Origin of the sequence: Streptomyces sp. NPDC051740, from assembly GCF_044453165.1 — a bacterium.
Lineage (GTDB): Bacteria > Actinomycetota > Actinomycetes > Streptomycetales > Streptomycetaceae > Streptomyces > Streptomyces atrovirens.
The window spans coordinates 231,588-246,537 of sequence record NZ_JBITCL010000001.1 but is presented as its reverse complement, the minus strand read 5'-3'; the positions used below and the strand labels follow the sequence as shown (position 1 = coordinate 246,537).

12 protein-coding genes are annotated in these 14,950 nt (G+C 71.4%); 3 read left to right on the top strand and 9 right to left on the bottom strand.

The annotated features are described in order from the left end of the window. Nucleotides 1–201: 201 nt before the first annotated feature. Nucleotides 202–2,049 carry a glutamine--fructose-6-phosphate transaminase (isomerizing) gene (gene glmS, locus ACIA6T_RS01245; RefSeq protein ID WP_399444478.1) on the bottom strand — a complete coding sequence of 616 codons (1,848 nt, stop codon included), beginning with the start codon at nt 2,047–2,049 and terminating at the stop codon, nt 202–204. Nucleotides 2,050–2,158: 109 nt separating this feature from the next. Then, a complete protein-coding gene (locus ACIA6T_RS01240; RefSeq protein ID WP_399444477.1) occupies nt 2,159–2,950 on the bottom strand; it encodes a hypothetical protein in 792 nt (263 codons plus the stop codon). A gap of 231 nt (nt 2,951–3,181) precedes the next feature. Here ACIA6T_RS01240 and coaA point away from each other — a divergent pair, with 231 nt between their 5' ends. Both coaA and ACIA6T_RS01230 read left to right on the top strand, forming a co-directional pair. Beyond that, on the top strand, nt 3,182–4,150 hold the full coding sequence (coaA, locus tag ACIA6T_RS01235; RefSeq protein ID WP_399444476.1) for a type I pantothenate kinase: 969 nt from the start codon (nt 3,182–3,184) through the stop codon (nt 4,148–4,150). 16 nt (nt 4,151–4,166) lie between these two features. Continuing rightward, entirely contained in the window at nt 4,167–5,111 is a 945-nt protein-coding gene (locus ACIA6T_RS01230; RefSeq protein WP_399444475.1) for a DUF389 domain-containing protein, read from the top strand. A gap of 262 nt (nt 5,112–5,373) precedes the next feature. On the opposite strand, the gene glmM is transcribed toward ACIA6T_RS01230, so the two are convergent. From glmM to ACIA6T_RS01210, 4 genes are all read right to left on the bottom strand, one after another. Then, nucleotides 5,374–6,732 (bottom strand): phosphoglucosamine mutase, encoded by a 1,359-nt coding sequence (gene glmM / locus ACIA6T_RS01225; RefSeq protein WP_399444474.1) that lies wholly within the window; start codon nt 6,730–6,732, stop codon nt 5,374–5,376. A gap of 306 nt (nt 6,733–7,038) precedes the next feature. Beyond that, entirely contained in the window at nt 7,039–7,551 is a 513-nt protein-coding gene (gene rpsI, locus ACIA6T_RS01220; protein ID WP_004927169.1) for a 30S ribosomal protein S9, read from the bottom strand. A gap of 42 nt (nt 7,552–7,593) precedes the next feature. Then, nucleotides 7,594–8,037: a 50S ribosomal protein L13 gene (gene rplM, locus ACIA6T_RS01215; protein ID WP_352168592.1), complete on the bottom strand. Its 444-nt coding sequence runs from the start codon at nt 8,035–8,037 to the stop codon at nt 7,594–7,596. 233 nt (nt 8,038–8,270) lie between these two features. Continuing rightward, entirely contained in the window at nt 8,271–9,467 is a 1,197-nt protein-coding gene (locus ACIA6T_RS01210) for a glycosyltransferase family 87 protein (protein ID WP_399444473.1), read from the bottom strand. A gap of 74 nt (nt 9,468–9,541) precedes the next feature. On the opposite strand from ACIA6T_RS01210, the gene ACIA6T_RS01205 reads away from it, so the two are divergent. Then, a complete protein-coding gene (locus ACIA6T_RS01205) occupies nt 9,542–10,429 on the top strand; it encodes a hypothetical protein (protein WP_399444472.1) in 888 nt (295 codons plus the stop codon). 14 nt (nt 10,430–10,443) lie between these two features. Here ACIA6T_RS01205 and ACIA6T_RS01200 read toward each other — a convergent pair whose 3' ends face one another. The 3 genes from ACIA6T_RS01200 to ACIA6T_RS01190 are packed head-to-tail and all read right to left on the bottom strand — an operon-like array spanning nt 10,444 to nt 14,767. Continuing rightward, nucleotides 10,444–12,315 (bottom strand): glycosyltransferase family 39 protein, encoded by a 1,872-nt coding sequence (locus ACIA6T_RS01200; RefSeq protein ID WP_399444471.1) that lies wholly within the window; start codon nt 12,313–12,315, stop codon nt 10,444–10,446. Further along, entirely contained in the window at nt 12,312–13,352 is a 1,041-nt protein-coding gene (locus ACIA6T_RS01195; protein ID WP_399444470.1) for a glycoside hydrolase family 26 protein, read from the bottom strand. The genes ACIA6T_RS01200 and ACIA6T_RS01195 overlap by 4 nt, the downstream gene beginning before the upstream one ends. Continuing rightward, nucleotides 13,352–14,767: a glycosyltransferase family 2 protein gene (locus ACIA6T_RS01190; protein WP_399444804.1), complete on the bottom strand. Its 1,416-nt coding sequence runs from the start codon at nt 14,765–14,767 to the stop codon at nt 13,352–13,354. The genes ACIA6T_RS01195 and ACIA6T_RS01190 overlap by 1 nt, the downstream gene beginning before the upstream one ends. Between the last annotated feature and the right edge of the window lie 183 nt (nt 14,768–14,950).

Here is a 14,950-nt window from a genome sequence, read left to right as displayed (position 1 = left end):
CGGCGACCCCCGTCGGTCCGCGCCGGGTTCGCACCACACGGACTTCCCCCGCCGCCGCCCCGGGACAGCGGCTGCCGGCCCCACAGACCGGAACACGCCCGCACCGGTGCCGGTCCGCGCCCGTCCTCCAGGGCCGGGCCCACGGGCCGTTCGGAGGGCAGCGGCGAGTCGGGCGGCGCGGGGCCGGTGTCCTGTGAAGACCTACTCCACCGTCACCGACTTCGCCAGGTTCCTGGGCTGGTCCACCTCGTTCCCCCGCGCCGTCGCCAGCTCGCAGGCGAACACCTGCAACGGCACCGTCGCCACCAGGGGCTGGAGCAGCGTCGGGGTGGCCGGGACGCGGATGAGGTGGTCGGCGTATTCGGTGACCGCCTCGTCCCCCTCCTCCGCGATGACGATCGTCCGCGCACCCCGCGCCCGGATCTCCTGGATGTTGGAGACGATCTTGTCGTGGAGGACGGAGCGGCCACGTGGCGACGGGACGACCACGACCACCGGCAGGTCCTCCTCGATCAGCGCGATCGGGCCGTGCTTCAGCTCGCCCGCCGCGAAGCCCTCCGCGTGCATGTACGCGAGTTCCTTCAGCTTCAGCGCGCCCTCCAGCGCGACCGGGTAGCCCACGTGCCGGCCCAGGAACAGCACCGTGTCCTTCGCGGCCAGCGACCGCGCCAGCTCCCGTACCGGCTCCATCGTCTCCAGGACGCGCTCCACCGCACCGGAGATCGACGACAGGTCCCGCACCACCGCGCGGATCTCGTCCGCCCACTTGGTGCCCCGCACCTGGCCCAGGTACAGCGCGACCAGGTAGCAGGCGACGAGCTGGGTCAGGAACGCCTTGGTCGAGGCGACCGCGACCTCCGGGCCGGCGTGCGTGTAGAGCACGGCGTCGGACTCGCGCGGGATCGTGGAACCGTTGGTGTTGCAGATCGCCAGCACGTGCGCGCCCTGCTCGCGGGCGTGGCGCAGGGCCATCAGCGTGTCCATGGTCTCGCCGGACTGGGAGACGGCGATGACGAGGGTCTGCTGGTCGAGGATCGGGTCCCGGTAGCGGAACTCGCTCGCCAGTTCCACCTCGCAGGGGAGCCGGGTCCAGTGCTCGATGGCGTACTTGGCGATCAGCCCGGCGTGGAAGGCCGTACCGCAGGCGACGATGACGACCTTGTCGATCTCGCGCAGGACGTTCGCGGGGATGCGGACCTCGTCCAGGGTCAGGGAGCCGGAGCGGTCGATGCGGCCCAGCAGGGTGTCGGCGACGGCCTTCGGCTGCTCGGCGATCTCCTTGAGCATGAAGTAGTCGTAGCCGCCCTTCTCGGCGGCGGAGGCGTCCCAGTCGACGTGGTACTCGCGGACGTCGGCCGCGCCCCCGTCGAAGTCGGTGACCGTCACCGCGTCCCGGCGCAGCTCGACCACCTGGTCCTGCCCCAGTTCGACGGCGTCCCGCGTGTGCGCGATGAACGCGGCGACGTCCGAGGCGAGGAAGGCCTCGCCCTCCCCCACGCCCACCACCAGCGGGGAGTTCCGTCGCGCGCCGACCACCACGTCCGGCTCGTCCGCGTGGACGGCGACCAGGGTGAACGCGCCCTCCAGACGCCGGCAGACCAGCCGCATCGCCTCCGCGAGGTCCGCGCAGGAGGAGAACTCCTCGGCGAGGAGGTGGGCGACGACCTCGGTGTCCGTCTCGGAGGCGAGGTCGTGGCCGCGCCCGGCCAGCTCGGCGCGCAGGGCGGCGAAGTTCTCGATGATGCCGTTGTGGACGACGGCGACCCGGCCCGCGTTGTCGAGGTGCGGATGGGCGTTGGCGTCCGTCGGGCCGCCGTGCGTGGCCCAGCGGGTGTGCCCGATGCCGGTGGTCCCGGTCGGCAGCGGCCGTTCGGCCAGCTCCTTCTCCAGGTTGACGAGTTTCCCGGCCCGCTTGGCGGTGGCCAGGCCGCCGTCGGCCAGCACGGCGACGCCCGCCGAGTCGTACCCCCGGTACTCCAGCCGCTTCAGTCCGGCCGTCACGACGCTCAGCGCCGACTGAGGCCCCACGTATCCCACGATTCCGCACATGCCCGGCAGCCTACGGCCCGTCAGCCGCCGGAAAAGGCCTCTGCCTGCCCGAAATCGGAAATTCCCACCGGTGCAGGAAGCACCGGTGGGAACGGAACGCGGGGGTGCGTCAGGCGAGCTTGCCGAGCTGGGCGTCGACGACGTCCGCCGGGACCTCGAAGTCCTCGCCGGTGGCCATGGCGGCCAGGTTCACGGCGCTGAAGGAGACCAGGGTGGCGCCCTTGCGGACGACGACGATCTTGTTCGGCGCCTGGATCTCCTCGTCGACGGCCACGGTCAGGGTGATCGCGCTGCCCTCGTCCCCGCCCTCGGGCCCGGCGGCCGTGGCGACCTTGACGACCTGCATCTTCTCACCGGACACGGTGGCGGTGAAACCGCCCGCGCACTTCTCGGCGGCGTCGGTCAGGCCCTTCATCGCCTGCGTGGCGCCGTCACCCTCGTAGGAGGCGAGGTTGATCAGCATCTTGTCCACGTCGAGGGAGGCCAGCAGGGCGTCCTCGGGGCTCGTGCCCTCGGAGGGCTTCACGGGCTCGCCCGTCCAGGACCGCTTCACGGTCGCGGCGGGCTCGCCCTGGGCCACAGCGGCCTGGGCGTGGGCCAGCGGCAGGCAGGCCGCGTCGTCCGTCTTCACCTGGTCCTTGGCGATGTCGTCCGTCGCCGCGACCTTGGTGGCCACCTTGCCGCTCTTGACGTCCGCCTGCGCCAGCCCCGCCTTCTCCAGCTCGGCGGCGGTGAGCGCCTTCGCCGCCGGCGCGGCGGAGGCGGAGGCGCTCGACTCCGCCTTGCCCTTGCTGTCGCCGGCCTTGTCCTCGTCGCCGGAGCCACCGCAGGCGGTGGCGAGCAGGGCGAGCGCGGCGGCGGAGGCGGCGAGCACGGTACGGCGGACGGCGATGGTTCTCACGTGGGGACTCTTTCTCGAAGGCGCGGAGGAATCCGCAGCGCATTGCGCGCCATTCAAACGGATCCCGCACACAGCCGCCGCACAGATGATCACCCGGTGATCACCCGGTATGCGACCGTGACAACCACGTGATCCCGGAAGGCTACGGGCGACCGCCGTACGTGACACAGCCCACCTGCCGCCCCGTTCGAACTCCGTTAACAATGGACTGTGATCTCTCCGGTCTCCTCGATGCCCCGGAGCGCCCACCGGCAGCGGCCGGAGGCGACTCCCTACGTCGACCTCACCCGCGCCGAATGGAGCGCGCTGCGCGACAAGACCCCGCTGCCCCTGTCGGCGGCGGAGGTCGAACAGCTGCGCGGCCTCGGTGACGTCATCGACCTCGACGAGGTGCGGGACATCTACCTCCCGCTGTCCCGGCTGCTCAACCTCTACGTCGGCGCCACCGACGGGCTGAGGGGCGCGCTGAACACGTTCCTCGGCGAGCAGGGCTCCCAGTCGGGCACGCCCTTCGTCATAGGGGTCGCCGGTTCGGTGGCCGTCGGCAAGTCCACGGTCGCCCGTCTCCTGCGGGCCCTGCTCTCCCGCTGGCCCGAGCACCCGCGCGTGGAGCTGGTGACGACGGACGGGTTCCTGCTGCCGACGAAGGAGCTCCAGGAACGGGGCCTGATGTCGCGGAAAGGTTTCCCCGAGTCGTACGACCGCCGCGCGCTGACCCGTTTCGTCGCCGACGTCAAGGCGGGCAAGGGGGAGGTCTCCGCCCCCGTCTACTCCCACCTGATCTACGACATCGTGCCCGGCGAGAAGCTCACCGTGCGCCGCCCGGACATCCTGATCGTCGAGGGACTCAACGTCCTCCAGCCGGCCCTGCCCGGCCAGGACGGCCGCACGCGCGTGGGTCTCGCCGACTACTTCGACTTCAGCGTGTACGTCGATGCCCGCACGGAGGACATCGAGCGCTGGTACCTCAACCGCTTCAAGCGGCTGCGCGAGACCGCGTTCCAGGACCCGTCGTCGTACTTCCGCAAGTACACCCAGGTCTCCGAGGAGGAGGCCCTCGACTACGCCCGCACGATGTGGCGCACCATCAACAAGCCGAACCTCGTGGAGAACATCGCCCCGACCCGGGGCCGGGCCGCACTGGTGCTGCGCAAGGGCCCGGACCACAAGGTCCAGCGCCTCAGCCTGCGCAAGTTGTGACCACTACGCTGCCGTCATGCTGCACCTGCGAATGATCACACCGGCCGAGAAGACCGAGGACGTGGTCCGGCTGGTCGAGGGGACGATCGGCACCGCGCACCTGTGCGTGCTGCCGGGTGCGGCCCGCGACCCGGCGGGGGACGTGGTGATGTGCGACGTGGCGCGGGAGGCGGGTGACGACCTGCTCAGCGAGCTGCAGCGGCTGGGGCTGGACACGAGCGGTTCCATCGCCGTGGAGGACATCGGCCTGTCGCTGTCGAAGCGGGCCGAGAAGGCGGAGGAGGACGCGCCGGGCGAGGGCGCGGACGCGGTGCTGTGGGAGCACCTGACCGAGGCCACCCACGAGGAGTCGACCCTCTCGGTCACCTATCTCGCGTTCCTCACGCTGGCCACGATGATCGCGGCCTGCGGCGTGGTGCTGGACAACGCGATCCTGGTCGTGGGCGCGATGGCGGTGGGGCCGGAGTTCGGGCCGCTGGCCGGCATCTCCACCGCGGCGGTGCAGCGCCGGCCCCGGCTCGCGCTGCGCTCGGTGATCGCCCTGCTGGTGGGCTTCGCGGTGGCGATGGTGGTGACGGTGGCCTTCAGCCTCTTCATGGACGCGGTCGGGCTGTTCACCAAGGAGCAGCTGGAGGGCGAACGGCCGCAGACCGGCTTCGTGTACGCCCCCGACTGGTTCTCCTTCGTGGTGGCGATCCTGGCCGGAGCGGCCGGCACACTCTCGCTGACGTCCGCGAAGTCCGGCGCGCTGGTGGGCGTCGCCATCTCGGTGACGACGGTCCCGGCCGCCGCGAACGCCGCCGTGGCGCTGAGCTACGGCGACACGGTGCAGACCTGGGGGTCGACCGAGCAGTTGCTGCTCAACCTGCTCGGTATCACCCTGGCGGGCACTGTCACCCTGCTGGCGCAGAAGTACTTCTGGGCCGGGCAGCGCGAGCGGCTGCGCAGGCGCGGAGCCTGACCGGCGCGGCGCTTCAACGGCTGCCCGGCGTGGGTGTGGGCCGGGAGTGGTCGCGCTGCCCGGCGCCTGCGGGGTGCCCCGCGTGGGTGCGGTCCGGGGGCGTTCGCGCTGCCCGGAGCCGTACGGGGTGCCCCGCGTTGGTGCGGTCCGGGGGGGGCGTTCGCGCGGCCCGGCGCCGTACGGGGTGCCGTCGCGCCCACCCGTGCCGCCCCAGCGGCACGACTGCCCGCGGTTGCGGGGGGGTGGCGGCACCCTCGTCGGGCTAGCCCAGCGCCGACTTCACCGCGTCCGCCAGGCGGCTCGCGACCGAGCGGGCCTGGTCGATGTCGGCGGCCTCGACCATGACGCGGACCAGGGGTTCCGTGCCCGAGGGGCGGAGGAGGACGCGGCCGGTCCCGCCCAGTTCGCCTTCGGCCTCGGTGACGGCCGTGGCGAGTTCCGCGGAGGTCTTCACGCGGGACTTGTCGACGTCCGGGACGTTGATCAGGACCTGCGGGAGGCGTTCCATCACCGAGGCCAGGTCCCGCAGGGTACGGCCGGTGCTGGCGACCCGTGCGGCGAGCAGCAGGCCGGTGAGCGTGCCGTCGCCGGTCGTCGCGTGGTCGAGGACGATGACGTGGCCGGACTGCTCGCCGCCGAGGGCGTAGCCCTTGTCCTTCATCTCCTCCAGCACGTAGCGGTCGCCGACCGCGGTCTGCACGAACCGGATGCCCTCGCGCTCCATCGCGAGCTTGAAGCCGAGGTTGGACATGACGGTCGCGACGACGGTGTCGGAGCGCAGCGCGGAACGCTCCCGCATCGCCAGCGCGAGCACGGCGAGGATCTGGTCGCCGTCGACCTCCTCACCGGTGTGGTCCACGGCCAGGCACCGGTCGGCGTCGCCGTCGTGGGCGATGCCCAGCGCGGCCCCGTGCTCGACGACCGCGGCCTTCAGCAGGTCGAGGTGGGTCGAGCCGCAGCCGTCGTTGATGTTGAGCCCGTCCGGGTCGGCGCCGATGGTGACGACCTCGGCCCCGGCCCGGGTGAACGCCTCCGGCGAGACCTTCGCGGCGGCGCCGTGCGCCTCGTCGAGGACGATCCTCAGACCGTCCAGCCGGTTCGGGAGGACGCCGACGAGGTGGGCGACGTAACGGTCGAGCCCCTCCTCGTAGTCCCGTACGCGGCCTACGCCGGCGCCGGTCGGGCGGTCCCAGGGGGCGCCGGTGCGGTGCTCCTCGTACACGGACTCGATGCGGTCCTCCAGCTCGTCGGCGAGCTTGTGGCCGCCGCGGGCGAAGAACTTGATGCCGTTGTCCGGCATGGCGTTGTGGCTGGCGGAGAGCATGACGCCGAGGTCGGCGCCGAGCGCGCCGGTGAGGTGCGCCACGGCCGGTGTCGGCAGCACGCCGACCCGCAGGACGTCCACGCCCGCGCTGGCGAGGCCCGCGACGACGGCGGCCTCCAGGAACTCCCCGGACGCGCGTGGGTCACGTCCGACCACGGCGGTGGGCCGGTGTCCTTCGAACGTGCCCGCCTCGGCCAGTACGTGCGCGGCGGCGACGGACAGGCCGAGCGCCATCTCCGCCGTCAGGTCCGCGTTGGCGACACCGCGCACGCCGTCCGTGCCGAAGAGTCGTCCCACTTGTCCTCCTGAGGAAGCGTCAGTATCGAAAGCCGTCGCCGAGGCCGTGCCGGGGCGCTGGGCCCGTCCGCGCGGTCGCCGGTCGTACCGCTGACGGAGCTTGTGATGTGTTCGACGGTCGTGATGCGTATGCGGCTCCGCATCTCCATCCGGCATACGCGCCATAGCGACATGCCCGACCATCCGATCACATTAGCCTTTGAGCGCCTTGTGCCGTTATACGCCCATGGCTATGAATAAACGAACGCCCCGACAGCACTGTGGCGTGCCGCCGGGGCGTTCGGAGTACGCGCGAGCGCCTGCGATTTAGCGCTTGCTGTACTGCGGGGCCTTACGGGCCTTCTTCAGACCGGCCTTCTTGCGCTCGACCGCACGGTCGTCGCGCTTGAGGAAGCCTGCCTTCTTCAGCGGGCCGCGGTTGTTGTCGACGTCCGCCTCGTTCAGCGCGCGGGCGACACCGAGACGGAGCGCACCGGCCTGACCGGAGACACCGCCACCCGCGATGCGGGCGATGACGTCGTAGCGGCCCTCGAGCTCGAGCACCTTGAAGGGCTCGTTGACTTCCTGCTGGTGCACCTTGTTCGGGAAGTAGTCCTCGAGGGTGCGACCGTTGATCTTCCACTTGCCGGTGCCCGGGACGATCCGGACGCGGGCGATGGCGTTCTTGCGGCGGCCCAGGCCGGCGGCCGGCTGGGGCTCACCGAAGCGGGAGGCCATGGACTCCGAGGTGTACTCGCCCTCGACGGGCACCTCGGACTCGGTGGTGTAGCTGTCGATGTCAAGCTCTTCGAGCGGCTGCTCGGCAGTGGTCTCGGCCACGATTCTCCTCAGATTCTGTTCAGTCTTAGGGGGTGGCCGGACTTACTGCGCGACCTGGGTGATCTCGAACGGCACCGGCTGCTGGGCAGCGTGCGGGTGCTGGTCGCCCGAGTAGACCTTCAGCTTCGAGAGCATCTGACGGCCCAGGGTGTTCTTGGGGAGCATGCCCTTGACGGCCTTCTCGATGGCCTTCTCGGGGTTCTTCGCCAGCAGCTCGTCGTAGCGGACGGAGCGCAGACCGCCCGGGTAGCCCGAGTGGCGGTACGCCATCTTCTGGGTCCGCTTGTTGCCGGAGAGGTGCACCTTGTCGGCGTTGACGATGATGACGAAGTCACCGGTGTCGACGTGGGGCGCGTAGATCGGCTTGTGCTTGCCGCGCAGGATGGAGGCCGCAGTGGAGGCCAGACGACCCAGGACGACGTCCTGAGCGTCGATGACGTGCCACTGGCGCGTCACATCGCCGGGCTTGGGGCTGTACGTACGCACGGTTCGTAGCCTTCGCTTCTTCAGTGAATGAGTCCTGACAAGGTCACCGAAGACGATCACGACAGCCCTGACCGCACAGCGGTGACGCAAACCGCGTGCTGGTCGCTGGTCATCGGCCCGGTGGACCGGTGTAAGGGCCCCTCACGTGAGAATGAGTAAGCCACTACACACAACGAAAATGCAGGATACCCATCGTCGGCCGGACGGGTCAAAACGAACCCGTCCGTGAGGGGCTACGCCGATTCTACGGCCGTACGCCGCTCCCCCGCCGCCCCACACGGGCGGCCCGCCTCCCGCGTCCCCCGTACGCGGTGACGGGCGACCGTCACCGCCAGTGCGCACAGCGTGAAGGAGTCACGGAAGGCCCGGCGCCTCCCCGACTCCAGCCACGGCCAGGTCACCCCCGGAAGCTGCGGCACCAGGGCGAGCCAGAACCAGGGCCGCCGCGCCACCGCCCCGGAGTACGGCAGACCGGCGAGCAGCAGCGGCAGGACGGTCAGGAGGTAGTGGTTGTAGGAGGGGCGGGAGACCAGGAACGCGGAGAGCATCAGCCCCGCGGACGTCTCCGCCAGCCGCAGCTCCGCCGGGCCCGGCCCGCGCCGGCGCCGGTACGCGCACACCACTCCCGCGGCGGCCGCGAGCAGCGCGAGCAGCGTGGCCGGGGCCCCGGGCACGCCGAGCCGGGGCAGCACCGCCGCCGGCGAGGCCTCGTAGAGCCGCACGAAGGCGTCGTCGCCGCTCAGCAGGAAGGGCAGGGTCCGGGTGAGGAAGCCGGCGGGGTCGGGCAGGAACAGCGCCGCCACCGCCGAGGCGACCGCCGGGGTCAGCACCAGCACCGCCAGCGCCCGCCACCGGCGCGCGAACAGGAACAGCAGTGCCATCGGGGCGAGCAGCGGCTTCAGCGCCACCGCCACCCCGATGACCGCGCCCGCCGCGACCCACCGGCCCCGGCTCGCCAGCAGCAGGCACAGCGGCAGCGCCAGTACGGCCGTCACCGTCCAGTTGCCCAGCCGCACCAGCTGCCCGAACGGCGCGAAGCCGGCCGCCAGGCCCAGCAGCCCGAGGACGGCGAGCCTGCTGTGCAGCGGCACCCGGTGCAGCCGCAGGGCGCAGGCCCAGCCCAGCGCGAGGGCGAGGACCACCGCCACCGGCACGGCCACGTCGAGCACGGACCGCGGCAGCAGCGCCTGCGGGGCGGCGGCCACGACCGCGCTCGGAAAATAGAGGAAGTGCCGGTCGTCGTAGGGCGAACCGCCGTCCAGCCAGGTCCGCCCGGCGTCCACGACGATCGCGTTGTCCATCCCTCCGTCCGAGGTCACCAGCACCGTATGCACCGTCAGCGCCCCCAGCACCGCCACGAGTCCGGCCCACAGGGGCCCGCTCGCGGGGCGCACCAACCACCCGGAGATGTCGCTTTTGCCCGTCACCATGCGGGCAACGCTAGGGCCCCCGAGGCCCGTTGACGGGGACCAGCACACCCGGTGCCCCGTCTAAGATGCGCCCCATGAGTCTTGGGCAGGGGGGACCTCAGCAGCAGTGGGATCCCTGGAAACCGAATTCCCAGCAGCCCTGGAGCGGCGGCGGCTCCGGTGATTCACCCGACTGGGCCGCACTCGCCGACGCCTCCGAGGCCCGCGCCAAGCGGCGCCGGCTGCTGTTCATAGGCGGTGGGGCGCTCGCCACCGTCGCGATAGGAACGGCCGTGGCGGTCGCCGTCGTCTCGGCGAACGGCAGCGACGAGGCCTCGCCGGGCACCTCCTCCCAGGTGCCCGGGGCCACCGACTTCGACCTACCGAGCCCGACGGGCACGGCCCCGTCGTTCGCCCCGACGAGCGCCCCGCCGCCGCTGGACCCCAAGGACTTCATCGCCAGCGCGAAGAAGGACAAGGCCCCGCTGAGCCCCGACATCCTCTTCCCCGGCACCCAGCTCACCATGGGTGAGACGGTGTACAGGAAGGGCCCGACGGCGGACACCGGGAACTGCGCCTCGGCCGCGAAGTCCACGCTCCCGAAGGTCCTGGACGACAACGGCTGCACCCGCCTGATCCGGGTCACCTACACCAAGGACGGCATGGCGGTGACGGTCGGCGTGGCCGTCTTCGACACCGAGGCCCAGGCGACCAGGGCGAAGCAGCAGGCCGACAAGAAGAGCATCGTCAAGTCGCTGTCGGGCGGCGGCGTCAAGGACTTCTGCTCCGGCGCGGTCTGCCGCTCCACCACCAACTCCTACGGCCGCTACGCCTACTTCACCATCGCCGGGTTCACGGCGGGCAAGGACGTGACGACGAAGGACACGGCCGTCTTCGCCACGGGCGACGACCTCCAGGAGTTCACGTTCCGCCAGATCCGCCGCAGGGGCGAGGCCCAGGCGTCGGCGGCGGCGAACGAGTAGCCGACGCCCGGCGCTCAGGAGGTCTTGATCCAGACGCGGTACTCGCCGGTGCCGGCGGAGTTGCGGAACGGCAGGTCCGCCAGGAGCCGGTAGTGCGGATTGCCCCTGACCGCGTCCGCGATGACGCCGTCCACACGCGGGTTGGTGAGCCCGTCGAGGACGATCAGGTCGAACTCGCCGTCGCGCAGCGCCGCCCGGTAGGCGTCGTCCCCGGAGAGGTACGTGCCCTTCCCGTCCGTGTACTCCATGCCGAAGACGCTCTGCCACTGGCGGTGGGTGGTCTCCTCGCGGAAGTAGTAGAGCGGCACCTCGGGGGTGGAACCGAGGTAGTGGCCCCGGGAGTTCATGTAGGGCTCGATGGCCCGGACCATGTTCGAGGAGTCGGGCCAGAGGGCGAACCGCCAGTCCGCCTGCGTGATGCCCAGGCAGAGCATCGCCGTCCACAGCATGATGCCGAGCTGCGGGTACCGGAAGTGCGCGCCCACCAGGCGGGTCACGCCGACACCGGCCATGGGCGCGGCGAAGAGCAGACCGAAGCCGATGTGCTTGAACAGCGACACCTGGGTGGCCAGGTGAACCTGGTAGGCGGGCGCGAGCACCGCCGTGCCGCACAGCACCAGCCCGAGCAGGGCCCGCCGGCGCCGGCCGGGGTCGTCCAGCCGCCGCGCGAGGGGTGACTCGTGCATGCGGCTGCGCCGGACGTAGGAGACGGCGCCGCCGACGGCGGTGAGGAACATCAGGCCGCCCCACTCCGCCGACCGCCGCAGCAGGAAGCCGGCGCCGTCGGTGCCGTGCTCCCGGTCGGTGGTGGTCTGCCGTACGCCGGCCATCAGGTCGGTGGCGTACACGCCGGCCGCGAGGAGCGCGCCGATGCCCAGGCCGAGCAGCACCATCCGTCCGACCGCAGGCCCGGCGCCCCGGCGGTGCCGGGCGGTGAGCAGGGCCAGCACGACGACGGTCGGCAGGTACAGCGCGGCCGCGTACTTCACGCCGACGGCCAGGACCGCCACGGGCGCGGCGAGCAGGACGGCGGCGGCGGGCGCCCGGCCGGTGCGGACGACGATCCAGGTGGAGAGCGCCAGCAGGAACACGGCGGCGGCGTCGTAGGTGGCGTAGTACCCCATGACGACGGTCGAATGCAGCACCGCGAACAGCGCCGCCGCGGCCAGTGCCGCCCGCTCGTTGAACAGGAGGCGGGTGAGGGAGTACAGCAGCCCGGTGGTGGCGAGCATGAAGACCAGGCTCAGTGACCGCGCCCCCGTGAGCCCGAACCACCCGTCCACGAGCGCGGCGAGCACCGGGTAGAGCTGCAGCGAGCCGGAGAAGTACGCCGCGTAGTCCTTCGGGAGCGGGGTGCCGTGCAGCAGCTGGTCGAGCTGGGCGTGCCCGGCCGCCAGGTACAGGGCCTCGTCCTGGAAGGCCGTGTTGGACAGCCGCAGCGAGAGCACGGCCTGGAGGGTCAGGACGCACAGCAGCACGGCCCGGCTGATCCGGGCCCTCCGTCTGCCGGCGGCCATGTCCCAGGCCACCTCGGGGGTGTCGGGCACGTGGTAGCCCGGCTCGGCCGGCGTCTGTTCCGCCACGACCCGCAGCGCGCGGGTCGGCCGGTCGTCGTGACCGCCCTGCGGCTGTTCCGGGACGCCGGGCCGGTACGACTGCTGCTGGTACGGGTAGGTCCGGGCGTCGTAGCTGTAGCCGCGGCCGTACCCGTCCTGTGGACCGCCCGGCTGCCACAGCTCCTGTGGACCGCCCGGCTGCCACGGTTCCGGTGGACCGCCCGGCTGCCGCGGGACGAACCCATCGGGGTCGGACCAGCCGCCGGCCGTGTCCTCCTCGGCGTACGGGTCGTGGGGCCCCGGCGCGGGGTGATCGTGTCGGCTCATCACGGCTTCCGTACGTCGAAGCCGAACCGGTCGTCGGCGGCCAGGCGCCTGAACTCCTCCAGCGCCAGAGGGCTCGCCTCCAGCCGCCAGTCGGCGCGCTTCCTGTGGTTGAACCAGACGAAGCCGAGCATGTCGTCGTCGGCCGCGACGCCCTCGAAGAGGCTGCGGATGTCGGCCCGCCGCCGCTCGCCGGGCATGGCCGCCGTCTCCAGCAGCAGCATCGGCTTCCCGGTGAAGGTGCGGACCTGGTCCCGGGTCGGCCCGAAGACGCTGTCGAAGGCGCTGCCCTCCTCGACCGTCCAGTAGCCGATCAGGCCGATCCAGTCGACGTAGCCGTCGCCCGGGTAGTACGGCTCGAGCTCGACCTCGCCGACCGGGTTGACGATGTTCGGCGACCAGGCCCAGATGACGTTCGAGGCGCCGGCGTCGACGAAGGTGTCGTGGACGCGCCGCCAGGCGGCCACGTACTCCTCGGGAGTGGTGTGCTCGGTGCCCCACTTCTCCCAGTGGCCGTTGAACTCGTCCGCGAAGGAGATCACGACGGGCAGGTTCAGCTCGCGCACCGCCGCCGCGTACTTCTTGACGTAGGCGTCCGACCCGCCGGCCGCGATGTCGGCCGGCGGGGTGTCGAAGGGCTCCCAGGACATCAGCGTCAGGGCGCCCTCCGCCCAGGCGTTGCGCACACCGGTGGCGTCGAAACCGTCGCCCCAGGCGGCGTAGTACTCGATCAGGTTCGGCTGCTTGCCGACCATCCCGGTGTAGGCGTCGACGCCCTTCATCGAGTGCGGCGCGCCCTCGACGGCGGCGCCGAAGTACTTCCTCGACGGCTTCAGCAGCGGTACGACGTCGTAGGGGACGCTCGCCCCGGCGCTCCCGGCGCTCCCGGCGCTCCCGGCGCTCCCGGCGCTCCCGGCGCTCGGGCCGCCGCCGGCCGCGTCCGGTCCGGCCGGCTCGTCGACGGGTGACGAGCAGCCGCCGAGCAGCAGTGCCGCGAGCAGGCAGGAGGACAGCACCGTACGGGTACGGGAGAGGAGACGCATCAGGCCGTCACCTCCGCCCGGGGCTGCACCAGGACGCGGGCCACCACCAGGGCGTAGAAGAGCCCGGAGGACAGGATCAGCGCGAAGTCCGGGGCGTTCATGGTGAACGTGCGGTACACCGCGGCGACCACCCACACCAGGGCGGTGCCGCCGCTCCACACCCACATGCCGATCCAGAAGCGCCGGGTCCTGTTCCTCCTGGCACCGGACGAGCCGGTGGGCTGCCAGCCCATGCGGTTCCTGCGGAGGATGTCCCAGATGGCGAAGACGTGTGCCCAGCCGTACATCATGCGGGCCGCCCACGCCTCCAGGCGGTAGGGCGCCTTATGCCACATCGGGAAGACGATCGTGGTGTAGACGATGCTCGGGAGCACCAGGACCAGGTGTTCGAGCAGGAGCTTCTCCGGCATCGCCAGCAGCAGCACGATCGGGATCACGGGGGCCGCGAAGGTGAACAGCGCCGTGTGGATGTAGTAGAAGAAGCCGGACAGGTAGCACAGGCGGCTCACCGGCCTGATCCCGGTCCGCCAGAACTTCCTGCTGCCCAGCAGGCTCATGGAGCCGGAGCACCAGCGGTACTGCTGGTCGAAGAAGGCGCCCGCGCTGTCCGGGCACACGCCCGTCGACACCGCGACCGGCACGTAGCGCAGGTCCCAGCCGAGACCGCGCAGGTCGAAACCGGTGTGCACGTCCTCGGAGTGCTCGATCAGCGTGGTTCCGCCGTTGGTGTCCAGGGCCGCGCGCCGGTAGACGGCGCAACTGCCCACGCAGATCGCGCCGTCGCTGCCCTGCCGGGAGACCTGCACGGACCGGTAGAACAGCTCCTGCACGGCGCCCGCGCCGCGCTCGATCCAGTTCTGCGAGTCCAGGACACGGAAGTACTGCGGCGACTGGACGATGCCGATGCGCGGATCCGCCGCCATGTACGGCAGCAGTTCCTGGAGCAGGTCGGCGCGCGGGGTGAAGTCGGCGTCGAGGATCAGGATGAACTCGCCGTCGGACCGGCCGAACCCGAAGTGCAGGTTGCCCGCCTTCTTGAACCAGCCGCGGTTCTCGCGGGTCCCGTAGCGGAAGCCGAAGTCGCGGGCCATCGCCTCCAGTTCGGGGCTGGCGCCGTCGTCCAGCACGAACGGGACGCAGACGCCCGGGTAGTGGCCGGCCATCACCCGCACGTGCTTCCAGGTGTTGTGCAGGACCTCGATGGGCTCACCGCACACGGGCAGGAACACGTCGACGGTGGGGTACACCTCGGGCCGCCAGTCGTGGACCAGTCGCCTGTGGCGGGCGATGTCGAAGTCACGGCTGAAACCGTTCACCCGGAGCGACACCAGGTAGTAGACGACCGTGAAGGCGAGCAGCGGCGTGTACGCCCACAGCGGCGGCGCGGCCTGCGCCAGTTTGACCTGACTGACCACCAGGCAGCAGAAGCTGACCAGCGAACTGATCGTCAGGATCCATAAGTGCCGGCGCGCGTAGGCGTACTTCTCCCTGTCCGTCGGCGGCGGCGGCAACAGCCCCGGCGGAGCCTCACCACCGCGTGATGCCCTGCGTCGCCCCCCGGTCCGCACCGGGCCCGCTGACCCCATAGGAAACCCCCC

Excerpts from the sequence above, each read along its gene's own strand:
- glmS (WP_399444478.1), bottom strand. The coding sequence starts at position 2,049 with ATGTGCGGAATCGTGGGATACGTGGGGCCTCAGTCGGCGCTGAGCGTC.
- coaA (WP_399444476.1), top strand. The coding sequence starts at position 3,182 with ATGCCCCGGAGCGCCCACCGGCAGCGGCCGGAGGCGACTCCCTACGTC.
- ACIA6T_RS01230 (WP_399444475.1), top strand. The coding sequence starts at position 4,167 with ATGCTGCACCTGCGAATGATCACACCGGCCGAGAAGACCGAGGACGTG.
- ACIA6T_RS01210 (WP_399444473.1), bottom strand. The coding sequence starts at position 9,467 with ATGGTGACGGGCAAAAGCGACATCTCCGGGTGGTTGGTGCGCCCCGCG.
- ACIA6T_RS01205 (WP_399444472.1), top strand. The coding sequence starts at position 9,542 with ATGAGTCTTGGGCAGGGGGGACCTCAGCAGCAGTGGGATCCCTGGAAA.
- ACIA6T_RS01195 (WP_399444470.1), bottom strand. The coding sequence starts at position 13,352 with ATGCGTCTCCTCTCCCGTACCCGTACGGTGCTGTCCTCCTGCCTGCTC.